Genomic DNA, 21,399 nt, shown 5'->3' on the forward strand with positions numbered 1-21,399 from the left:
CAGACACATACCTAGCCGAGTTTAAGGAGATTTTCGGGTGGCGAACGGAACAGTTAAAATTCACGGCCCCGAAGCATTTGAAGGCATGCGCGCCGCTGGAAAGCTGGCAGCAGAAGTGCTTGATATGATTACCCCGCATGTGGTTCCGGGTGTCACCACCGGTGAGCTTGATCGCCTGTGTGATGAATATATCCGCGATCATAATGCGATCTCGGCCTGCCTTGGCTATCGCGGCTTTCCGAAATCCACCTGTACCTCAATCAACCATGTGGTCTGCCATGGTATTCCGGGCGACAAGAAACTCGCCAACGGCGACATCATGAATATCGATGTCACCGTCATCCTTGATGGCTGGTATGGCGATACGTCGCGCATGTATATCGCAGGCACACCAAAGGTCATGGCGCAGCGTCTGGTAGATGTGACCTATGAAGCGCTTTGGCGCGGCATCAATGCCGTCAAGCCGGGCGCAACCCTTGGCGATATCGGCCATGCCATTCAGTCCTATGCCGAAAGCGAGCGTTTTTCGGTGGTGCGTGATTTCTGCGGCCACGGGCTTGGTCAGGTGTTCCATGATGCGCCCAATATCCTGCATTACGGCAAACCGGGCGAAGGACTGGTGCTTGAGCCCGGCATGATCTTTACGATTGAGCCGATGATCAATCAGGGAACCTATGCGTGTAAAATTTTGCCCGATGGCTGGACAGCCGTGACGCGAGACCGCAAACTGTCTGCACAGTTTGAACATTCGCTCGGCGTGACGGAAGACGGGTTTGAAGTATTTACCCGATCCCCCGCCGGTCTGGAAAAGCCGCCCTACGATCTCAGCAAAGCTGCCGAGTAACGGGCACCTAAAAAGGGGAAGCAGATTTGAGCGAAAAACAGGATCGCAAAGCTGCTTCCACTCCTGCCCAACAAACCTCATCAGAAATTGATGATGGCACGCGGGTCTTTTTCGATCAGGCCCGCACAGCGCATGCATCGGGCACGCATGGCGTATCCGGCACCGACGCAGTGGACGTCGAAAAATCCAAATCCGCAAAACCCCATTATCACGGGCATCGCCAACGGCTGCGGGATCGGTTTATCAAGGGTGGTGCGACCGCCCTTGCCGATTACGAGTTGCTTGAACTGATGCTGTGCATGGCAATGCCGCGGGGCGACGTCAAACCACTGGCAAAATCGCTGATCGCGCAATTTGGCAGCTTTGCCAATGTTCTGGCCGCCCGTCCCGAAGACCTCAAAACCGCCAAAGGCCTTGGGGATGCGGGGATTGCCGCCATCAAGATTGCCGAAGCCTGCGCGCTCCACCTATCACGCGAACGGGCGATGGAATTGCCGGTGATCGCCAGTTGGGAACAGCTTATTGATTATTGCCGGGCCCGGATCGGGCATCTTAAGAACGAGGAACTGCATCTGCTGTTTCTTGATCGCAAGAACCGGCTGATCGCCGATGAATGCCATCAACACGGCACGGTCGATCACACGCCGGTTTATCCGCGCGAAGTCATCAAGCGCGCGCTTGAACTGCATGCCTCCGCCCTTATTCTGGTGCACAACCATCCAAGCGGCGATGCCACCCCGTCAAAGGGTGACATCGACATGACCCGCAAGATTGTTGATGCCGCCAAAGCAATGGACATCACCGTGCATGATCACATCATCATCAGCCGTGCCGGATATAATTCCTTTAAGACGCTTGGCCTGATATAGCTGCCATCCCTGATCCATTTCCCACCACGAAATAGCCATGCCCCATATCGGTTTGTTCGCCCTTGTCGTGCGCGACTATGACGAAGCCATCGCATTTTACACCGAAAAAGTCGGCTTTGAGTTGATTGAAGATACCGACATGGGCTGCGGGAAACGGTGGGTGGTGGTCTCCCCGAAGGGAGCTAGTGAAACACGTGTTTTGCTGGCGAAGGCAGGCAATGACGACCAAGTCAGCGCGATTGGCAATCAAACCGGCGGTCGGGTTGGCTTTTTCCTGAACACAGATGACTTTGAGCGCGATCACAAATGCATGGTTGATGCAGGGGTTCGTTTTCTTGAAGCTCCCCGCGATGAGCCCTATGGCATGGTCGCCGTGTTTGAGGACCTCTATGGCAACAAATGGGATTTGCTGCAACTGAAGGTATCAGGGTGAAACTGGCTGCTATCCCGATACCCGTCATCGATCAGGAACAAAGTCGCGCAAAGAGGTAACGGACCGGCAGTTGGTTGCAATAGTGGGGGATGCCGGTCCGTCTCGTCGGCAAAGCCTGATTGCTTGCCGACAAGTTCGAGGTAAGATGATGACAGGGAGACGGTTCAGGGTCAGAAGGTGTAGACCAGCACCAGACCAGCACTGAGCACATAGTCCTCATCAATGATCGGACTGTCAGTATATTCGTCGAGCAGGAATTTAACGTCAGTGGTCCCGACGACGGCAAAACTTTCGGTCACCGGATAGGTCACACTGAAATCAAGATGCGGGATAAAGGTGGCGTCGGGGGAATAGAAGCCACGATCACTGCGCACTTCATTGCGACGTACGCCGACGTTGTAATCAACCAGGTCTTCGCTTTGCCAGGTCACACCACCGCCGACATTGAAGCTGAACTTTTCGTATTCGGTTGGCAGGTAATAAGCAACATCCACCTCATGCCCGCCATGAGCATTGTTGAGATCAGTCTGATAGCTTGCCTGAAGCTCGCCGTGCCAAACACGCAGCGATCCGCCGATACCGGCTTCGTATGCCATATCGCGTTTTTCAAGCCCGTTCAGATAGCTTGAGTCACCCGGATCAAATGGCTCCATCCGAAGGCCACCAATGATCGAAACGCTGGCAAAGTCATTCATCCAGACTTTGGCATCAATGCCGTCAATACCGATACGAAGACGTTCGGCATCGTAGGCCAATACCGGAAGCGCGTCTAAATCTGTACTATCGGCCCCGCGATAGGGATTGCTGCTGATCTGGCCGAAGGCACCGATCTGCCAATCGCCGCCAAGCCAGGGTTTAAGTGGGTCTTCGGTCTGCGGATTTACCTGTTCGCGGATGATTTCCCTTTGTCCAGGCGTTGCAGTCTGGGCGTGTGCGCTGCTGGCAAGCATGATGATGATGGCTGCCGTACAGATGCCAAGTCCGCCCAGCACCATTGCATCCCCCAAACGACGAGAACAAAAATGCGATACCATAATGTCTAAACATCCCAATTGTGTTGTTGATGTCGCGACATTGCCCGAGCGTGCCAAAGAAGGCGTCCGGTTTTATAGCCTTGTACTTACAATCCGTGCCAAACAGGTACGAATGCGCATTCATACGCCTTAACTATTTGATTTTGCGAAATTGTTCTGACGATAGTTACTTGGTGTATGACCGGTGATTTTCTTGAACGCCTGATTGAAGGTCGATTTCGAATTGAAGCCGACCTCGGTTGCGATATCTAGGATCGTGCGATTTGGTTCCTCGATCAGCAGGCGAGAAGCCTCGTCAACCCGGACTTCATTAACGAAATCAAAGAAGCTTTTGCCCAGATGCTGGTTCAAGACAAAGGAAAGCTGGTTGGGCGTCGCCCCGACAGCAGAAGCCAGTTTCGGCATGGTGAGCAATGGATCAAGCATCACATTGCGGTCTGCAACGATCCTTGCAAGGCGGGTGCGAATACGGTCGATGCCGGGGTCATCAACAATTGCACGCAACAACGGGGGCTGCTGGGTGTCCGGCCCTTGGCCGGTTTCCTGACGTTCAGGCAGATTGTCCTGGGCACCGTCTTCGGTTTCCGCTTGCACAAAGATCGCCGGGTTCTGCGCAATAACCTGACACATGCGGAAGAACACAACCACAAACCCCACCTTGACACCAAGCGACAGCCATTCCGCGTGAAAGACAAACAGATCCAGCAAATTGGTCAAGGTGAAGACGGTAAACAACACCGTCATCCCGACAAGAAGTTCGATAATCCAGCGACGCATTCGTTCACTGTCGGCTTGGAGTTGCCAATTGGCTTGTCGCAAATAACGCCGCGCGAGCCGCCATATCCCAGCCATGTAACCGACAAACGACACGCAAAACAGGATGACAATCGCCAGGAGAACCAAATTGGCAAGCCCTTGCGATGAAAACGCAATCTGCAACCCGACATCACGCACATGATCCTGATTGGCGACCATCCGCGTACTTTTTAGGTAAACCATAAGCCCGATCGCTGCAGTCACCGGGATTAATACCAGAAAATGCCGGTAGGGCCGGGAAACCGGATTGCCGGAAACTTCCCGAAAATACAAATATATCGACGGTATAAAGGCAAAAAAGAATGGCGCAAAAACCGGCACAAGATACAGGTTCACTATCGGACTGATGAACGGGTCGAACGTATCGTCGATAAAACTCATACCGACCGAAAATCCGAACACCATGAGCCAGCGATTGGCGCGAAAAGAACGCTTGCCTTCGTCCATCAACAGGACAATCAGGAAAATCGCCTGCGATACGCCAAGAACCGAAACGATCAGAAAAAGAATGTCGAATGTTTCAATCATTCCTGCGCCTTCAGTGGCGGTTTCTGTTGGTGGGATATGCTTGGCCGAGCAGAACGCAAGGGCCGCAACGAACTCTACGGAAATACGCGACTATCAGGCACGCTGCAACCAAGACTTACTTGAAGGGCCTCAGCAAGATGGATGCAGGCACTGCGATCAAAACAACCCGATTTATGCAATATCGCCTTGATCGCACTGTTCTTCACGCACTTATTTTCACCCATATTCTTGATAGGTTCCACGCGTTCGTAAAATTGCAATCAGATCGCCACCGGGTCTGCAAAAGAGTTCCCTTTCAAATATCTGCTGTTTTAAAATCCGTCCTGTGACCGCCATATGGGCCGGGTTTCTTGCGATTCGGTCGCATCTTGTGATGTGCGAGACGGTCGAATGGGAACGGTGTCAGCACAGACCACCACTTTTGCGCGATCATCCACTGAAACCATATCATCCTGGCGGTTTTCGGACGATCGGTGTTAAGAACGCCAAACGCCGTAATAAATTCGACATAAATCCCCATATGCACAACAATTAACGATTGAAAACGTTTTCCCGCGCAAGCATTAATCTATCTGCCCCGTTGTGTAGAATCTACCTTGCAGTAAGCGCATACCCGGATCAGTATTTTCACGTACGTACTTTCTGGGAGGTACGTAACGAAAAATCAAAATGACAAGGGAGACATTTTAGATGTCAGACAACGCGATGACTGCAAAAGGTCTCGTGAACGGGTTGCTAAAATCCTCACGTGCTTTTGTCTTGGGTACCGCCTTGATTGCCGGATCGATGACGATGTTGTCGACCAGCCAGGCGCAGGCCGAAAAGATCCTGCGAATTGGTAACGACGGCGAACCGCAGTCAATGGATCCGCATTTCATCTCTACCGTTCAGACCAGCCGTATCTCCGATGATATGTCGCTGGGCCTTCTGACATATGGCCCGGATGGCCAACCGGTTCCCGGTGCAGCCGAAAGCTGGACCGTCTCTGAAGACGGAATGACTTACACCTTCAAAATCCGCGACCATAACTGGTCGGATGGCACCCCGGTGACGGCACAGGACTTTATCGCCGGCTGGGAACGTCTTCTTGATCCGGCACTGGGTGCGGAATACGCATCCCTGCTTTACATCATCGAAGGTGCTGAGGAAGTTAACACTGGCAAGGATGGCGCGAAACTCGCAGCCAAGGCCATTGATGACCATACCCTCGAAGTCAAACTGACCGCACCTGCCCCCTATTTCCTGGCACAGCTGACCCACCAGACCGCTTTCGCCATTCCGCGTCATGTCGTTGAAAAATACGGCAAGGATTGGGTAAAGCCGGAAAATATCGTTGTGAACGGCGCTTACAAACTTGTCGAATGGGTGCCAAACGTTCACACCAAACTGGTCAAGAACGAAGAATTCTATGACGCCGCAAACGTTCCGATCGACGAGGTGATCTATTACACCTACGAAGACCGCACGGCGATGCAGAACCGTTTCCGTGCCGAAGAGCTGGACGTTGCGCGCGACATCGCATCCGAACAGATTTCCTGGCTGCGTGACAATTTGGCCGACAGCCTGCGCATCGCGCCCTATGCTGGCATTTATTATTACGCGATCCGCACCGACAAAGAGAAATTCCAGGATCCGAACGTCCGCAAGGCACTGTCGCTTGCGATCAACCGCGAAGCAATCACCGACGCGGTTCTGAAAACCGGCGAACTTCCGGCTTATTCCTTTGTTCCGCCGGGAACCGGTAACTATACCGAGCCTGCATATGTTTCCTGGAAAGACCTTTCGTATGGTGACAAGGTCGCCGAAGCCAAGAAACTGATGGAAGCAGTCGGTTATACCGCCGAAAACCCGCTTAAATTCACGCTGCGTTACAACACATCTGAAAACCACAAACGCATCGCGATTGCGGTACAGAACATGTGGAAACAGATCGGCGTCGATGCAGAGCTGTTTAACACCGAAGGTAAAATCCACTATGCCGACCTGAAAGTCGGTGACTTTGAAGTCGCCCGTGCTGGCTGGATTGCCGATTACAACGACGCGCAGAACTTCCTGTTCCTCGGCGAGGAACGCACCGGCCCGCTGAACTATGCAGCATTTGATAACCCGCGCTACAACGAATTGATGCTGGCTGCCGAGAATGAAGGCGACCTGAAAAAGCGTGCAGAACTGATGCATAGCGCGGAAGCCATCATGATGGAGGCACAGCCCTACATCCCGATTTACTACTATGTCTCGAAACAGCTGGTCTCACCAAAGATCAAGGGCTGGATCGATAATGCCCCGGATCGTCACCTGACCCGCTGGCTCGACATCGCCGAGTAAATCCTGCCTTCGTGTCGCAGGCTGTGTGGTGTTCCTCCCGCCCGCAGCCTGTGACCACCCCGACGGGGATGAGAGAAAATGTTATCTTACGCCATTCGGCGCCTGCTGATCGCGATCCCGACATTGTTCATCGTGATCACAGTCGCCTTCTTCATGATGCGTATCGCACCGGGCGGCCCGTTCGATCAGGAACGCGCATTGCCGCCGGAAATCGAAAAGAACATCAAGGCTGCCTATGACCTTGATAAGCCGCTGGTCGAACAATACGCGATCTATATCGGCAAGCTTTTCCGAGGCGATTTCGGACCATCAATTAAAATCCGCGACTTTTCGGTTGCCGAACTGATCATGGCAGGTGCCCCTGCCTCGATGCAGCTGGGCTTGAGTGCGATTGCCATTGCGCTTGTGTTTGGCGTCGCGTTTGGCACCTATGCCGCCATTCGACAAAACAGCGCGGTTGATTTCGTTGTCATGGGTGTCGCGATGATCGGCATCGCCATTCCGAACTTTGTCATGGCGCCGTTATTATCGCTGGTATTTGGGCTTTATCTGTCGATCCTGCCGACCGCTGGCTGGGGGGATGGGGAACTTGAATACAAAATCCTTCCGATCATCGCACTTGCCCTGCCCCAGATTGCCTATATCGCACGTCTGACCCGCGGATCGATGGTCGAGGTTCTGCATTCGAATTACATCCGAACCGCACGTGCCAAGGGCCTTCGCGAGACGCTTGTCGTCAATCGCCACGCCATCAAGGGCGCGCTGTTACCGGTTGTTTCCTATCTTGGTCCGGCAACGGCGGCCGTCATGACCGGCTCGGTCGTGATCGAAAGCATCTTTGGCGTGCCCGGTATCGGCACCTATTTCATCAAGGCAGCGCTGAACCGCGACTACCCGCTCGTGATGGGGGTGGTGATTGTCTATGCGGTGATGATCATTCTGCTGAATTTCCTGGTCGACATGATTTACGGCCTTCTTGATCCCAAACTGAAGTCACGCTGATAATGAATAAATCTGAAAAAACAGCTCTGCTGCAATCAGCCGGCGCGGCCGAAGAAATCGAAGGTCGCAGCCTGTGGCGCGATGCCCGTATCCGGTTGTTCCGCAACAAGGCGGCTGTCGCCTCAATGATCATTCTGGGCATTATTACGTTACTCGCGATCTTTGCCCCGCTTCTGAGCCCCTATGCCTATGACCAGATCGACTGGGGCTATATCCAGGAAGGTCCGAACTGGGAAAACGGCCATATCTTTGGCACCGATGGCAATGGCCGCGATCTGTTTATCCGGGTGCTTTATGGCGCGCGTGTATCACTTGCGGTCGGGCTTCTGGCTACCACGGTTTCGCTGATCATCGGCGTTACGTACGGCGCAGTTGCCGGATATTTCGGCGGCAAGATCGACAGCATCATGATGCGGTTTGTCGATGTGCTTTATTCCCTGCCCTTCATGTTCTTTGTCATCATGTTGATGGTGGTGTTTGGCCGAAACATCTTCCTGATCTTTGTCGCCCTTGGCGCGGTTGAATGGTTGACCATGGCCCGTATTGTCCGCGGTCAGACATTGTCGTTACGTCGGCGCGAATTTATCGAAGCGGCCCACGCAACCGGTGTTTCGAACTTCAAGATCATTTTCCGCCACATCATTCCCAACGTGCTGGGCCCGGTCATTGTCTATATGACGCTGACCATTCCGCAAGTCATCCTGACCGAGAGCTTCCTGTCCTTCCTTGGACTGGGCGTACAAGAGCCGCTGACAAGTTGGGGCGTTCTGATTTCCGAAGGGGCCAAGGTGATCGAGGCATCAACATGGATGCTGATCTATCCGGCTGTGTTCCTGGCACTCACCCTGTTCTGTTTTAACTTCATCGGTGACGGTCTGCGCGATGCGCTTGATCCGAAAGACAGGTAAGGGAGGACAAGGAAAAACCATGACCACAAATCATATTCTGACTGTCGAAAACCTGACCACGCGCTTTCAGACCCCGGATGGCGAGGTCGAGGCCGTCAATAACGTCAATTTCCACATTGATCCGGGCGAGACGCTTGGTGTTGTCGGGGAGTCCGGATCCGGCAAGACACAGATTTTCCTGTCGCTGATGGGATTGCTTGCCAAAAACGGCGCATCCACCGGTTCGGTCCGATACAAGGACAAGGAAATCCTCAATCTGCAGACCCGCGAATTGAACAAAATTCGCGGTGTGTCGATGTCGATGATCTTTCAGGATCCGATGACATCACTGAACCCGTTTCTGAAAATCTCCCGGCAGATGACGGAAGTTCTGGTCGAACATCGTGGCATGTCGGAAAGCGATGCCTTGGCGCGCGCAATCACCATGCTTGATCGTGTCGGAATTCCCGGCGCGGCCCAGCGCGTTCACATGTATCCGCATGAGTTTTCCGGCGGCATGCGCCAACGCGTCATGATCGCCATGGCGCTGTTATGTGACCCGGAAGTTCTGATTGCCGATGAACCAACCACCGCCCTTGATGTAACGGTACAGGCACAGATCCTTGATCTGTTGCGCGATCTGCAAACAGACTTCAACACAGCCACCGTGATGATCACCCATGATCTGGGCGTGGTGGCGGGTCTTTGTGACCGGGTGATGGTGATGTATGGCGGGCGTGTTGTCGAAACCGGATCGGTCCGCGACATCTATTACGACAGTCATCATCCCTATACCGAAGGCCTTTTGAAATCGATGCCACGGATTGATCGCGCCGATGAAGAAAGCCTGTTTGCCATTCCCGGCCAGCCGCCCAACTTGCAGAACCTTCCAAAAGGCTGCGCCTATCAGGAACGTTGCGAATATGTGTTTGATCGCTGCTGTGCGGAACGCCCGCTTTTGAGGGAATTTGGCAATGGCCGGGCCAGCGCCTGTTTCCGGGAGGATGACAAATGAGCGTGATGAACAATTCCGCAAAAAAAGACGCTTCACCGATCCTGTCGGTCCGCGATCTCAAGGTTCATTTCCCGATCCCATCCAAGGGCCTGTTTGCGCCTGACCGGCAGCTCAAGGCCGTGGATGGCGTCAATTTCGATCTTTATCCCGGCGAGACACTTGGTATTGTCGGGGAGTCCGGCTGTGGCAAATCCACGCTTGGCCGTGCGATCCTGCAATTGATCCCACCAACCGATGGCCAGGTTGCCTGGCTCGGCAAGAACATTGTCGGTGCCCCACATCGTGACATGCAGCCATTGCGTCGGGACCTGCAGATCATTTTTCAGGATCCGTTGGCCAGCCTGAACCCGCGCATGACGATTGGCGAAATCATTGCCGAACCGCTGGTCACCCATAAGCCGGAACTCGGCAAGGAAGAAATCAAGGCACGGGTCAAACGCATGATGGCGCGCGTTGGCCTGTTGCCGCAAATGATCAACCGGTATCCGCATGAGTTTTCCGGTGGCCAGTGCCAGCGCATCGGCATTGCGCGTGCAATGATCCTGGAACCCAAACTGATTGTCTGTGACGAGCCGGTCTCAGCGCTTGATGTTTCCATTCAGGCCCAGATCGTCAATCTGTTGCAGGAATTGCAGCGTGAATTTGACTTGTCACTGATTTTCATCAGCCATGACCTGTCGATTGTCCGCCACATCTGTCACCGCATCATGGTTCTCTATCTGGGTAATGTCGCCGAACTTGCAGACCGTGACAGCATCTATGCCGCACCACGACACCCCTATACCAAGGCCCTGATTTCTGCCGTTCCAATCCCCGATCCCGAGATCGAACGCAATAAGGAACGCATTGTTCTGACCGGTGATTTGCCAAGCCCGCTGTCACCACCATCAGGATGCGTGTTCCGGACCCGCTGCCCATTTGCCAAGAATAAATGCGCACAGGAGCCACCGGTACTGGAACGCGTTTCAGACAGTCAGGAAGTCGCATGTCACTTCCATGACAGCATCTAGTTCAACAAGAGCCTCCCAAGAAACTGCACCCGAACTTTTAAGACCGCCCTTGTGGCGGTCTTTTTTTGATCCGTGTGCAGAAAGCTGTCTAGTCAGGATTGGAGATGATGAACTGTGCGATATCGACTTCGTCGCGCTGATCTTCGCGCAAATACTTGCGTCCGTATTCCTGATAAGTGCCGCTTGTCAGGAAAAGCTCGAAAAGGTCGCTATCGATCTGCCCCTTGTCGCGCATGTCGGCCAGGATCGAGATACATTCAGATAATGTCTTCGGCCGTTTATACGGGCGATCTACAGCTGTCAGCGCCTCAAAGACATCGGCAATCACCATGACCTTTTCGAGGATCCCCATATCATCGCCCGTCAGACCACGCGGATACCCGGACCCGTCCATCTTTTCGTGATGATTTCCGGCAATATCGGGAATGCGTTGCAGTTCCTTGGGATATGGCAATTGGGCCAGCATATCCTGGGTAATGACAACATGATCGTTGATCACCTGGCGTTCTTCGGATGTCAGGGTGCCGTGCGGGATCGAGAGGTTATAAAGCTCGCCCCGGTTAAAACCGTTATAGATGTCGGTTTCGCGATCCATCAGAAGCTTTTCAGTGCCGGTTGCGCGCAGTTCGGCGAGTTTCGCATCATCAAGGCGCTGTTGTTCCGACCAGGACAAGCCGATGGTGCGATCAAAATATCGCGTCCATTCCTGCTCTGCGATGTCATGCAGGGCAAAGATGGTGTCGGTATCAAGTTCGGTATCGCCAATATTGGCATCCGCCACCATGGCAAACTGGGTTTCAAGTTCGGTCACCCGGCGGGCAAAATCGGCCTCGCACTTAAGTGCGTCCTCGCCATCCAGCTTGCGTTTAAGCATCTCGATCTCGGCGTCACGACGCAGTACTTCAAAGCGCGTGCGGACTTCGTGAATACGGTTATGGATGGTTTCAAGCTTGGTGGCCTTTTCCATCACATGATCAGGGGTGACGATCTTGCCGCAATCATGAAGCCAGGCCGACAGGTCAAGCTCGTACCATTCCATGTCTGTCAGATAGAAATTGGAAAAGGTGCCATCCCGGTCATCCACAGCCGCCTGCGCCAGCATGCGCGCTATGATCGGCACACGCGAACAGTGGCCTGCGGTGTGCGGTGATTTGGCGTCAATCGCCTGACCCAGCACGCGGACGAAGCTTTCCATCAGGTCGCGCTGTGCCACCAGCAACCGGCTGTTTTCAATGGCAACCGCCGCCTGACTGGCCAGCGCATTGATGATCGGTTCAATCGCCGGATCAAAGGAAATCACATTGCCCGCATCGTCACGCGCATTGATCAGCTGCAAAACGCCGATCACAACGCCGCTGGTGTTTTTAAGCGGCACGGTCAGGAAGGATTTCGACCGATACCCTGTTTTGGCATCAAATGCCCGGGTGCCGGTAAAATCAAATCCCTCGGCACTATAGGCGTCATCAATATTGATCGCCTTGCCGGTCAGCGCGACATAGGTCGCGATATTGGCGTAGTTCGGGCGGCCTTCGTCGTCATAAAGCGGCAAGGGCGGGAATGGTTTCTCGGTTTCGCGGCCCGAAACAAAGAACGTCTCAAGCGTATCATTGACCATGATCCGGAAATGAAGTTCGCTTTCGTCCTGATTGACGACATAAAGCGATCCACCATCGGCGTTGGTGAAGTTACGCGCGGCCATCAGGATTTTCTGGTTAAGCTCTTCGCGCCCCTGCTGTGCCGACAGGGCGATACCCAGTTCAACCAGTTCCGCCAGATAGTTTGCGTCTGTATTGCGGACCTGTGTCACATCTTTCTGATGATTGTTGGCCCCGTCGCGTTCACGCGCCATAAAAATTCTGCCCACTTCGCATTCGGATTAACCGCGTCGTCGAAGATACATCCTGCCTGCTTACAGGATATATTCTCAATAAGTTGCTATTTTTCTAAGATTAGGCTCAGGACAGACCCTAAACAAGTTTCTCGGTGGCAAAATCGCCTTCACAATCCTGCTATACCCGTCTGCAGGGTTGCCAATTTGCCCGGAATGGACTATCCGACCCCGTGAAAGCGTGCCGGCGCCGTGATCGTGCAATCAACTACGCATTCCGATCATCGAGATCTATTTCCGGCACCCAACCATCTTGCCCGGAGGCGACCGCATGATCCCCCGTTATTCCCGTCCGCAGATGACATCCATCTGGGAACCGGCGAACAAGTTCCGTATCTGGTTCGAAATCGAAGCCCACGCTGCTGACAAACTGGCTGAACTGGGTGTTATCCCGGCTGATTCCGCCAAGCTTGTCTGGGAAAAAGGCGACAAGCCCTATACCCAGGACCGCATCGACCGCATTGACACCGTCGAAGCCGAAGTCAAACACGATGTGATCGCGTTTTTGACCGAACTGGCCGAACAGGTCGGCGAAGAAGCCCGTTTTGTCCATCAGGGCATGACCAGCTCGGACGTGCTTGATACCTGCTTTAACGTGCAGCTTGCCCAGGCAACCGACATCCTGCTTGAAGATATGGACAAGCTTCTGGCAGCACTTAAAAAGCGCGCCTATGAAACCAAAGACGTCCCCTGCATGGGCCGTTCGCACGGCATCCACGCAGAGCCGGTGACCTTTGGTCTGAAGCTTGCGACCTTCTATGCGGAATTCAAACGTAACCGTGATCGCCTTGTTGCCGCACGTGATGAAATCGCGACCTGCGCAATTTCCGGCGCGGTTGGCACATTCGCCAACATCGAACCGAGTGTTGAAGAACATGTTGCCGCCAAGCTTGGCCTGAAACCGGAACCGGTTTCGACCCAGGTGATCCCGCGCGACCGTCATGCCGCCTATTTCGCAGCCCTTGGCGTGATTGCATCGTCGATCGAACATCTGGCAACCGAAATCCGTCACTTGCAGCGCACCGAAGTTCGCGAAGTTGAAGAATTCTTCTCCAAGGGGCAGAAAGGCTCCTCGGCGATGCCGCACAAGCGTAACCCGGTTCTGACCGAAAACCTGACCGGTCTTGCCCGTCTGGTGCGTTCAATGGCCATCCCGGCAATGGAAAACGTTGCCCTGTGGCACGAGCGCGACATTTCGCACAGCTCGGTCGAACGTAACATCGGCCCGGATGCGACCGTCACGCTTGATTTCGCCCTGATGCGTTTGACCAACGTTGTTGAAAACCTGGTTGTCTATCCGGAGCGCATGGACGAGATCCTGAACCAGATGGGTGGTCTGGTCTTCTCGCAGCGTGTTCTGCTGACGCTGACCCAGTATGGCGTTTCGCGCGAAGATTCGTATCGCATCGTTCAGCGTAACGCGATGAAGGTCTGGAACCGCGAAGGCGATCTTCTGTCGCTTCTGAAAACCGACGAAGACGTCACCAACCGCATTCCGATGGACAAGCTCGAAGCGCTGTTTGACCTTGGCTACCACACCAAGCATGTCGACACGATCTTTGCCCGTGTCTTTGCGGACTAAGCAAAATACCAAAGCCTGCTTTAAAGCCCCGGCCGCATGGTCGGGGCTTTTTCGTTGGCTAGTGCAGCAATACAGGCCTTTGACATTGCGCATCATTGATGCTGAGCTATATCGAACACAGCCAACACATCAAAAAATGTCAATTGCAGGAAAGGCATAGCAATGAAACTGAGCATCAAAGGATGGGAAGACGGCGCGCCGATCCCGGCCAAGTTCGCGTTCGGTAAAATCCCGGCAGAGGGCCGGTTTGAAACATCGGACAATATCAGTCCCGCCATTTCCTGGAGCGACATTCCCGAAGGCACCAAATCCTTCGCCCTGATCTGCCACGACCCGGATGTCCCGTCATCGGGCGAGGACGTCAATATCGAAGGCAAGGAAGTCCCGGCAAGCCTGCCGCGTGTTGATTTTTACCACTGGGTTCTGGTCAATATCCCTGCCAGCATCACAAAGCTTGAAGAAGGTGTCGCGTCCAATGGTGTGACGCCAAAGGGCAAGATGCCCGGTGCCAAGCCATATGGCACGGCGGGCCTGAACAACTATACCGACTGGTTTGCCGGCGATACCGATATGGGTGGTGATTACGGCGACTATGACGGTCCCTGCCCGCCATGGAATGATTCGATCATTCACCACTATCATTTCACGGTCTATGCGCTTGATACCGACAAGATCGACCTGCCAGAGCCCTTTACCGGCCCGGATGCCCTTGCCGCCATCGAAGGCCATGTTTTGGGCAAGGCAAGTTACATGGGCACCTACACCATGAACCGCGATCTGTAATCCGCGCCGTACCGCTTTTACAACCCCGGTCGAAACCTTTCGGCCGGGGTTTGTTATTTGATGGCAAGGTCGCTGGCCTCTGCCAACAGCCAGTCGCGGAATTCCTTGACCGGTGCGCGCAGATCACGGTTCTTGGGCCAAACCAGATAATAGCCTGACGGCACTTTGACGACCTGGTCCGGAAACAGGTGGATCAGCTTGCCTTCGGAAATGTCTTCTTCGGCCAGAAGCGGGTTGGCCAGAACAACGCCCTGCCCATGAATTGCCGCCTCAATCGCCATGGATGTCTGATCGATTTCCACGCGTTTTATGGCGCGAATGTCGGGCGCCGTCAGGGTTGAAAACCGGCCCAGCCATTCTTCCCACCACGGATGCAGGATATCATTCAGCAGCGTCGCCCGCGCAAGGTCATCGGGGCGATCCAGTCCCAACCCGTCGCGATAGGACGGCGCGCAAAAGGCCGCCGCCTGCCCCTGATACAGCAGTATGGTTTCGAGGCTTTCATCGACGCCATCGAAATAGCGCACCGCCAGATCGACCGGATCATGATCAAAATCCAAAAGGATCGATGATGATCCGACATGAAGCGAGGTTTCGGGATGGGCGATCAGAAACCGCGACATCCGTTTGGAAAACCATTTTGCCGCGAAGCTTGGCGGCATAACGAACCGCACCGCATGATTTGACTGGTCGCGCAATTGATGGCTGGCATCGCGGATCTGCTGCAAGGCCGGGGCAATGCGCGCAGCATAAGCCAGACCATCCGCCGTTGGCGTGATCTGCCGGACTGTGCGCGTAAACAACTCCACCCCAAGCCAGTCTTCAAGCTTGCGGATTTGCTGCCCCACCGCACCGGGCGTGACATTCAATTCATCCGCCGCCAGCGCAAAGCTTTTCAGGCGCATGGATGCCTCGAACGCTGGCAGTGATTTAAGTGGTGGATATGAGCTCATAGTGCAGTTTTTCTATTTCATGACCCAGATAGTATGATTTGTGAAAACTACCGGGAATTTAGACAATCGGCCATGATTTTTCCAAACTGGTCCGCCACCATGAAAAACAAAGCCTATATCGTGTTCGGGTTTCTGGCCCTTGCCTGGGGCATGACGTTTCTGTTTAACAAAAGCGCCAGCACCCTGATCACCCCGACACAGATTGCCGCCGTTCGCGTGTTTATGGGGTTCCTGCCGGTTTTTGCCGCAGCCCTGATCGGGCGAAAACTTAAATGGCGGCATTTGCGCTTTGCGCACCATTTCATCGTGATGTCGGTTCTGGCGGGCAGTCTTTACTATTTCAGCTTTGCCAAGGGCATTCAGCTTTTGCCATCAAGCCTTGCCGGGATGCTGAGCGGTGCCATTCCGATGATTTCGTTTATCACCGCGGCGGCCTTTTTGCGCGATGAGCCTGTTAATCGTCGCTCGCTTGTTGGATTGGGGGTCGGCTTTATCGGGGTCGCGATGATTGCGCGCCCCTGGGACGCAAGCGTTTCGGCAAATGATCTGGCCGGGGTTGGGTATATCGGACTTGGGTCCCTCTGCGTTGGCCTGTCCTTTGTCTATGCCCGCCGGTTCCTGAGCCCGCTTGGCATTTCGCCCCTTGCACTTTGCACCTATCAATTGGGTATTGCCGCGCTGACATTGTTGGTTACCACCGACTTTGACGGCGCCAGCGCGATCTTTGACAATGGCTGGATCGCCCTTGGTCTGTTCTTTGGGCTTGGTCTGTTTGGCACCGGCTTTGCGTATTTGTGCTATTACTTCGTTGTCGAGAATCTTGGTGCGGTCAAAGCGGCAAGCGTGACCTATATCCCGCCGATTATCGCCGTTCTGACCGGCTCGCTGATTTTAGGGGAAAGCGTTCAACTGCTTGATCTGATTGCACTGGTGGCAATCCTGACCGGGGTTGTCGTAATGCAATCCGGACGCACCCCACCGATGCAACGCCGCCTGCCAAATATGCCATCACAGCAAAGTTGATAAATGAGGCCCCCCGCACACATCAGGTGTGCAGGGGACCTTCAAAAAGGTTGTCAGCCCGCCGCGGCACGGACGAATGCATTGATCAATGGATGATCTTCACCCCGAAGGGCGGCACGCTCGGGCTGAAACGCGGTTCCGATGAAGAACGGATGCCCGCGAAGCTCAACCGCGCGCGGATCGCGATCCTGATCCCAGGCCACAATCCGAAGATCCCGGCCATCAAGCAGATGGGCGTATTCCGGATTAAACCCGAATGAGCAGCGATAGGTTTCTGTCAAATGCGCGGTGCCACAGACATCGCGAATTAGACTGTTTTCCAAAAGGTCGATCCCACCATCTTGATCAATCAACGCACAGCTAAGCGGCGCGATCAGGGGCAATGAAGCATTCGGGTCGATTTCCGCATTTGCCGCATCAGCAAGACCAAGAACATTACGGGCATATTCCAGGATTGCGTGTTGATACCCGCCACAGGTTCCCAGAAAAGCGATGCGGTTTTCACGGGCACGCCGAATGGCGGCAAGTGCACCGTCAAAGCTTTGATAGGGGCTGGCAGGCACGCACCATATCCCGTTATAGCCATCAAGGATTTGGGCATCTGGGCAATCAATGTCGGATGTCGCGACCCAGTGAAATGTGACGGTAAGTCCAAGATTTTTGGCGGCCAAGTCGAGGGCCTTCGGGATGGCCTGATGGGCGGTAACGTTCGGGTTGTAATCGCCGACAAGTGCGATGGTGACGGTCATATGTTTTTCCTCGTTTCGTTTTCAATGACGAGGGAGAAAAGCCGGTTCAGGCAACAAAAAACGGCCCGTGAAATCACGAGCCGGGATTTGAGCGCCAAACTGAGCTGCCTTTGTCGAACTTACTACAAAGTTCCGGACCGCGCCATATCTTCAAGGGCCATTTTCACGGCCTGCGCACGGTTCGAGACGTTCAGTTTGCGATAGATGTTTTTCAGATGGTACTTCACCGTGATTTCGCGCAGATCAAGGTGACGAGCGATGTCCTTGTTCGGACGTCCTTCTGACAGCAGTGCAAGAACTTCACGTTCACGCGGTGTCAGACGGCCAAAATCACCCTCGCTGCCAAAGCCACCGGCAAGGCGACCTTCGCCATCGCCCCCGCCTGACATGTTGTCATTCATGTCGTTCAGAATGGACGACGGCAGGTATTTGTCACCAGCCAGAACCAGCTGCACAGCATTTGCCAAGGCCTGCCCACGCAGGGTCTTGGGAATAAAGCCATGCGCGCCGGCCTCAAGCGCCTTGCGGACATCTTCACTTCGATATGCGCCAGAAAGCAGAACCACAAAGGTCGAATCTGCCACCTTCTCCAAGGTGCGCTTCAAACCTTCAAGCCCATTCATCCCCGGCATGCGCAGATCAAGCAGCACCAGATCGAATGTATTATTGGCTGCTATCAGCTCGAGTGCGGGGTCCAATGCCCCTGCTTCGGCCACTTCACAGTCATCGAAATACTGTTGGAACAGTAGCGAGATTGCCTCACGAACAAGATCGTGATCGTCCGCCAAAAGGATACGCAATGCTGTCGCCTTTCATCTACCTAATCGGCTCCTTCACCTACCTGCGAAGGATACCACACCAAAAGGTTGCACCTACTCAATTTTTCGGTCTGGGGAGCTCAGGATACGTAAGGCTGCACATATTAGCAAACGAGAAGTTTTCCAAGCAGATGCACTAGCGCGCAATCACGACAGTACTTCTGCACGCGCAACCGGACGTAGTTCTTCGAGCTTTACATTCAATGCAGAGGCTGTGACGTCGATATTTTTGCGTCCAAAATCGGCCAGCAACAGGGCAACAACACCGTTTTCGCGCGGGTTGGCAACAACCTCGCCAATGATCTTGCGCGTGTAATCCTGACATTCTTCGGGGGACATGCCCATCTGTTCGCCAGCCCACTGGATCAGCATTTTATAAAGATGGGTTTCGACGCGAAAATCCTGTTCAAGATCAAAGCTGTACTTTGCTTCAAACCCGCGTTCACGATCATTAAAGCTGCTCATAATCGATTCCTTCTGTAAGCTGGTCACATTGTCATCGGAGCCAAACCGATCAAGCCATTGTCTGTCATAGCATTTTATATGACAATAAACGACACCGATTTCACCCCGTTGCCTGATACTTTTGAATTTGACAAAGTGCGGTTCCGCACGCTTTGATCTGGCTCATGTGTACAGTCATTATTTTACGCCGCCCCGACCATGACTGGCCGGTGATCATTGGCGCCAATCGCGATGAAATGAATAACCGTCCCTGGAAGGCGCCTGCGCGCCACTGGGAAGACCGCCCTGATGTCATCGCGGGCCTGGACGAAACCGCCGGGGGAACCTGGCTTGGTGTCAATGAGGACGGGGTGGTTGCCGCCGTGCTCAACCGCTATGGCACGCTGGGCCCTGCCGATGGCAAACGATCACGCGGCGAACTCCCGCTTGAGGCACTTGACCATGCCGACGCGATTGACGCTGCACAAGCCCTTGCCGAGCTGGATGGCGATGCCTATCGCCCGTTTAACATGGTGATCGCTGATAACCGGGATGCCTATTGGCTGGCGAACCGCGGTACGGGCAAGATCGAAATCACTGAAATCCCCGAAGGTCTTTCGATTCTGACCGCCCATGATCTGAATGACACGCAAAACAGTGCGCGAACCAAACGCAATCTGCCACGCTTTATCAGTGCCCCGGCCCCGCACCCCGAAGCCGACGACTGGTTTGCCTGGCAGGCGCTTCTGGCTGATACCGGAACGGAGGCCCCGGACCCGGATCATCATGACATCCGTGCCGATGCCATGCTGGTGCGCAGCAATATCGGATTTGAGACCATCTGTTCGTCGCTGATCGGGCTTCCGGCGATTCCCACAAGCGAACATGAACTGCCGAGGCGACCGGTCTGGCTGTTTGCCGAAGGCCAGCCCGACAAAACACCGTTCCATCCGGTCGACGTCTAACACCAGATGGCGATCAACGCCTTTCAGTTCAACAGGTTATCGCAGCAATTCCGCCCCTCTGCGATACAGATGCTGACGGTTGCAAATTTCGATTATCAAGTTTGCATAAATAGAGCTTAAGCGACAATTGAGTTTCTCGCCAAGCACTGCTATACGGAGGGCGCGAATTTCAGGGTGCCTGCTGCGTCGGACGGCGGGCCTAGATGTGAAAGATCCCGCCAATGTCCAGAAAGCAGCCCATCTACGAGGGTAAAGCCAAGGTTCTTTACGAAGGTACAGAGCCCGGAACGATCATTCAGTATTTCAAGGACGACGCCACGGCGTTCAACGCCCAGAAGCGCGGCACCATTGCCGGCAAGGGTGTCCTGAACAACATGATCACCGAATTCGTCATGACCCGTCTGGCAGAAATCGGCATTCCGACTCACTTCATTCGCCGCCTGAACATGCGCGAACAGCTTTGCAAGAAATGCGAAATTGTTCCGATCGAAGTCGTGGTCCGCAACATCGTTGCCGGTTCGATGGCCAAACGTCTTGGCCTTGAAGAAGGCGAACGCCTGCCGCGCCCGATCGTCGAGTTCTATTACAAGGACGACGCGCTCGGTGATCCGCTGGTGTCGGATGAACATATCCTCGCTCTGGGATGGGCAGGTGCTGAAGAGCTTGAGGAAATTGTCGGCATGACCCTTCGCGTCAATGACTACCTGTGTGGTCTGATGCGCGGTATTGGTCTGAAACTGGTCGATTTCAAGCTTGAGTTCGGCCGCGTCTGGGAAGGCGACTTCCCGCAGTTGGTCCTGGCCGATGAATTCAGCCCGGATAACTGCCGTCTTTGGGATGCGATCACCAACGAAAAGATGGACAAGGACCGCTTCCGCCGCGATCTCGGCGGTGTCGAAGAGGCCTATCAGGAAGTCGCACGCCGTCTTGGTGTCCTCCCTGAGTCCGCCGAAATAGAGCAGCTTAAAAAAGACGAAACCAAATAACACCCCAAGGCCGCGCTCGCGCGGCCTTTTCTTATGGCTGGTCGGCCATGTGTGTCGGACAGCGTTTTGTTTGCAAACAGAACCCCGCGCGAGACCCGCGCATGCGAACTTAAAGGAGCTTCTCGTGAAAGCACGTGTTCATGTCACCCTGAAGAACGGCGTTCTTGACCCGCAGGGCAAAGCCGTTCACCACGCCCTTCAGGGCCTGGGTTTTGATGGCGTCAATGACGTCCGTCAGGGCAAATTCATCGAACTCGAACTGGATGGCACCGATGCCGCCAAGGCCGAAGCCGAGGTCAAGGAAATGTGCGAGAAGCTTCTCGCCAATACCGTGATCGAAGATTACAGCATCGAGCTGGCCTGATCGCCCGTGGCGGGCGGGGTCTTGTCACGGCAGGGCCTTTGTCTATCGGGATTAAGTAACCGACACTAATCAAGAGACGGT

The 21,399-nt window shown here is 54.2% G+C and carries 21 protein-coding genes; 14 read left to right on the forward strand and 7 right to left on the reverse strand.

The features are described 5' to 3' along the window. Positions 1-37: 37 nt before the first annotated feature. From map to IT893_RS13850, 3 genes are read left to right on the forward strand one after another with little or no spacing between them, the layout of a single operon-like run. Positions 38-844, forward strand: a complete 807-nt coding sequence (gene map, locus IT893_RS13840) for a type I methionyl aminopeptidase (RefSeq protein ID WP_197145513.1) — start codon at positions 38-40, stop codon at positions 842-844. A gap of 26 nt (positions 845-870) precedes the next feature. Next, a complete protein-coding gene (gene radC, locus IT893_RS13845) occupies positions 871-1,713 on the forward strand; it encodes a DNA repair protein RadC (RefSeq protein WP_197145514.1) in 843 nt (280 codons plus the stop codon). A gap of 37 nt (positions 1,714-1,750) precedes the next feature. Beyond that, positions 1,751-2,146, forward strand: coding sequence for a VOC family protein (locus IT893_RS13850; RefSeq protein WP_197145515.1), 396 nt, complete (start codon positions 1,751-1,753; stop codon positions 2,144-2,146). A 170-nt stretch (positions 2,147-2,316) separates the two neighbouring features. Here IT893_RS13850 and IT893_RS13855 read toward each other — a convergent pair whose 3' ends face one another. Beyond that, entirely contained in the window at positions 2,317-3,180 is an 864-nt protein-coding gene (locus tag IT893_RS13855) for a MipA/OmpV family protein (RefSeq protein WP_252723959.1), read from the reverse strand. Between the two features lie 129 nt (positions 3,181-3,309). Next, a complete protein-coding gene (locus IT893_RS13860) occupies positions 3,310-4,524 on the reverse strand; it encodes a helix-turn-helix domain-containing protein (RefSeq protein WP_197145516.1) in 1,215 nt (404 codons plus the stop codon). A gap of 690 nt (positions 4,525-5,214) precedes the next feature. Between IT893_RS13860 and IT893_RS13865 the strand changes: the two genes are divergently transcribed. The 5 genes from IT893_RS13865 to IT893_RS13885 all read left to right on the forward strand — a co-directional run bounded on the left by IT893_RS13865 (position 5,215) and on the right by IT893_RS13885 (position 10,763). Further along, entirely contained in the window at positions 5,215-6,849 is a 1,635-nt protein-coding gene (locus IT893_RS13865; RefSeq protein WP_197145517.1) for a peptide ABC transporter substrate-binding protein, read from the forward strand. A 78-nt stretch (positions 6,850-6,927) separates the two neighbouring features. Then, positions 6,928-7,851, forward strand: coding sequence for an oligopeptide ABC transporter permease OppB (oppB, locus tag IT893_RS13870; RefSeq protein WP_197145518.1), 924 nt, complete (start codon positions 6,928-6,930; stop codon positions 7,849-7,851). Between the two features lie 2 nt (positions 7,852-7,853). Beyond that, complete coding sequence (gene oppC, locus IT893_RS13875) at positions 7,854-8,759, forward strand: oligopeptide ABC transporter permease OppC (RefSeq protein ID WP_197145519.1); 906 nt, start codon at positions 7,854-7,856, stop codon at positions 8,757-8,759. Positions 8,760-8,778: 19 nt separating this feature from the next. Next, the gene (locus IT893_RS13880) at positions 8,779-9,753 is read left to right on the forward strand and encodes an ABC transporter ATP-binding protein (protein WP_197145520.1); all 975 of its coding nucleotides are present in this window, start codon (positions 8,779-8,781) and stop codon (positions 9,751-9,753) included. Beyond that, the gene (locus IT893_RS13885; protein WP_197145521.1) at positions 9,750-10,763 is read left to right on the forward strand and encodes an ABC transporter ATP-binding protein; all 1,014 of its coding nucleotides are present in this window, start codon (positions 9,750-9,752) and stop codon (positions 10,761-10,763) included. Before IT893_RS13880 ends, IT893_RS13885 begins: the two co-directional genes overlap by 4 nt. Before the next feature lie 88 nt (positions 10,764-10,851). Here the strand turns inward: IT893_RS13885 and IT893_RS13890 are convergent, their stop codons facing one another. Further along, the gene (locus IT893_RS13890) at positions 10,852-12,612 is read right to left on the reverse strand and encodes an HD family phosphohydrolase (protein WP_197145522.1); all 1,761 of its coding nucleotides are present in this window, start codon (positions 12,610-12,612) and stop codon (positions 10,852-10,854) included. A gap of 310 nt (positions 12,613-12,922) precedes the next feature. On the opposite strand from IT893_RS13890, the gene purB reads away from it, so the two are divergent. Both purB and IT893_RS13900 read left to right on the forward strand, forming a co-directional pair. After that, positions 12,923-14,233 carry an adenylosuccinate lyase gene (gene purB, locus IT893_RS13895; protein ID WP_197145523.1) on the forward strand — a complete coding sequence of 437 codons (1,311 nt, stop codon included), beginning with the start codon at positions 12,923-12,925 and terminating at the stop codon, positions 14,231-14,233. Positions 14,234-14,395: 162 nt separating this feature from the next. Next, positions 14,396-15,016: a YbhB/YbcL family Raf kinase inhibitor-like protein gene (locus tag IT893_RS13900; RefSeq protein WP_197145524.1), complete on the forward strand. Its 621-nt coding sequence runs from the start codon at positions 14,396-14,398 to the stop codon at positions 15,014-15,016. A gap of 53 nt (positions 15,017-15,069) precedes the next feature. On the opposite strand, the gene IT893_RS13905 is transcribed toward IT893_RS13900, so the two are convergent. After that, entirely contained in the window at positions 15,070-15,969 is a 900-nt protein-coding gene (locus tag IT893_RS13905) for a LysR substrate-binding domain-containing protein (RefSeq protein WP_197145525.1), read from the reverse strand. 99 nt (positions 15,970-16,068) lie between these two features. Here IT893_RS13905 and IT893_RS13910 point away from each other — a divergent pair, with 99 nt between their 5' ends. Further along, on the forward strand, positions 16,069-16,992 hold the full coding sequence (locus IT893_RS13910) for a DMT family transporter (RefSeq protein WP_252723960.1): 924 nt from the start codon (positions 16,069-16,071) through the stop codon (positions 16,990-16,992). A gap of 53 nt (positions 16,993-17,045) precedes the next feature. Here IT893_RS13910 and IT893_RS13915 read toward each other — a convergent pair whose 3' ends face one another. The 3 genes from IT893_RS13915 to IT893_RS13925 all read right to left on the reverse strand — a co-directional run bounded on the left by IT893_RS13915 (position 17,046) and on the right by IT893_RS13925 (position 19,024). Beyond that, on the reverse strand, positions 17,046-17,741 hold the full coding sequence (locus IT893_RS13915) for a CTP synthase (protein WP_197145527.1): 696 nt from the start codon (positions 17,739-17,741) through the stop codon (positions 17,046-17,048). Positions 17,742-17,863: 122 nt separating this feature from the next. Next, on the reverse strand, positions 17,864-18,541 hold the full coding sequence (locus IT893_RS13920; protein WP_008891727.1) for a response regulator transcription factor: 678 nt from the start codon (positions 18,539-18,541) through the stop codon (positions 17,864-17,866). 165 nt (positions 18,542-18,706) lie between these two features. Further along, positions 18,707-19,024 (reverse strand): DUF1476 domain-containing protein, encoded by a 318-nt coding sequence (locus tag IT893_RS13925; RefSeq protein WP_008891728.1) that lies wholly within the window; start codon positions 19,022-19,024, stop codon positions 18,707-18,709. A gap of 164 nt (positions 19,025-19,188) precedes the next feature. Here IT893_RS13925 and IT893_RS13930 point away from each other — a divergent pair, with 164 nt between their 5' ends. The 3 genes from IT893_RS13930 to purS all read left to right on the forward strand — a co-directional run bounded on the left by IT893_RS13930 (position 19,189) and on the right by purS (position 21,318). Next, positions 19,189-19,968: an NRDE family protein gene (locus IT893_RS13930; protein ID WP_063088929.1), complete on the forward strand. Its 780-nt coding sequence runs from the start codon at positions 19,189-19,191 to the stop codon at positions 19,966-19,968. Between the two features lie 221 nt (positions 19,969-20,189). Beyond that, a complete protein-coding gene (gene purC, locus IT893_RS13935; RefSeq protein ID WP_008891730.1) occupies positions 20,190-20,954 on the forward strand; it encodes a phosphoribosylaminoimidazolesuccinocarboxamide synthase in 765 nt (254 codons plus the stop codon). A gap of 124 nt (positions 20,955-21,078) precedes the next feature. Continuing rightward, positions 21,079-21,318: a phosphoribosylformylglycinamidine synthase subunit PurS gene (purS, locus tag IT893_RS13940; protein ID WP_008891731.1), complete on the forward strand. Its 240-nt coding sequence runs from the start codon at positions 21,079-21,081 to the stop codon at positions 21,316-21,318. Positions 21,319-21,399: the final 81 nt, after the last annotated feature.

Source organism: Thalassospira sp. A40-3 (assembly GCF_015871485.1).
Taxonomy (GTDB): domain Bacteria; phylum Pseudomonadota; class Alphaproteobacteria; order Rhodospirillales; family Thalassospiraceae; genus Thalassospira; species Thalassospira tepidiphila.

What these genes read in the sequence shown, in the direction of transcription:
- IT893_RS13850 (WP_197145515.1), top strand. Translation starts at nt 1,751, where the DNA reads ATGCCCCATATCGGTTTGTTCGCCCTTGTCGTGCGCGACTATGACGAA.
- IT893_RS13855 (WP_252723959.1), bottom strand. Translation starts at nt 3,180, where the DNA reads ATGGTATCGCATTTTTGTTCTCGTCGTTTGGGGGATGCAATGGTGCTG.
- IT893_RS13860 (WP_197145516.1), bottom strand. Translation starts at nt 4,524, where the DNA reads ATGATTGAAACATTCGACATTCTTTTTCTGATCGTTTCGGTTCTTGGC.
- IT893_RS13865 (WP_197145517.1), top strand. Translation starts at nt 5,215, where the DNA reads ATGTCAGACAACGCGATGACTGCAAAAGGTCTCGTGAACGGGTTGCTA.
- oppB (WP_197145518.1), top strand. Translation starts at nt 6,928, where the DNA reads ATGTTATCTTACGCCATTCGGCGCCTGCTGATCGCGATCCCGACATTG.
- oppC (WP_197145519.1), top strand. Translation starts at nt 7,854, where the DNA reads ATGAATAAATCTGAAAAAACAGCTCTGCTGCAATCAGCCGGCGCGGCC.
- IT893_RS13880 (WP_197145520.1), top strand. Translation starts at nt 8,779, where the DNA reads ATGACCACAAATCATATTCTGACTGTCGAAAACCTGACCACGCGCTTT.
- IT893_RS13885 (WP_197145521.1), top strand. Translation starts at nt 9,750, where the DNA reads ATGAGCGTGATGAACAATTCCGCAAAAAAAGACGCTTCACCGATCCTG.
- IT893_RS13890 (WP_197145522.1), bottom strand. Translation starts at nt 12,612, where the DNA reads ATGGCGCGTGAACGCGACGGGGCCAACAATCATCAGAAAGATGTGACA.
- purB (WP_197145523.1), top strand. Translation starts at nt 12,923, where the DNA reads ATGATCCCCCGTTATTCCCGTCCGCAGATGACATCCATCTGGGAACCG.
- IT893_RS13900 (WP_197145524.1), top strand. Translation starts at nt 14,396, where the DNA reads ATGAAACTGAGCATCAAAGGATGGGAAGACGGCGCGCCGATCCCGGCC.
- IT893_RS13905 (WP_197145525.1), bottom strand. Translation starts at nt 15,969, where the DNA reads ATGAGCTCATATCCACCACTTAAATCACTGCCAGCGTTCGAGGCATCC.
- IT893_RS13910 (WP_252723960.1), top strand. Translation starts at nt 16,069, where the DNA reads ATGAAAAACAAAGCCTATATCGTGTTCGGGTTTCTGGCCCTTGCCTGG.
- IT893_RS13915 (WP_197145527.1), bottom strand. Translation starts at nt 17,741, where the DNA reads ATGACCGTCACCATCGCACTTGTCGGCGATTACAACCCGAACGTTACC.
- IT893_RS13925 (WP_008891728.1), bottom strand. Translation starts at nt 19,024, where the DNA reads ATGAGCAGCTTTAATGATCGTGAACGCGGGTTTGAAGCAAAGTACAGC.
- IT893_RS13930 (WP_063088929.1), top strand. Translation starts at nt 19,189, where the DNA reads ATGTGTACAGTCATTATTTTACGCCGCCCCGACCATGACTGGCCGGTG.
- purC (WP_008891730.1), top strand. Translation starts at nt 20,190, where the DNA reads ATGTCCAGAAAGCAGCCCATCTACGAGGGTAAAGCCAAGGTTCTTTAC.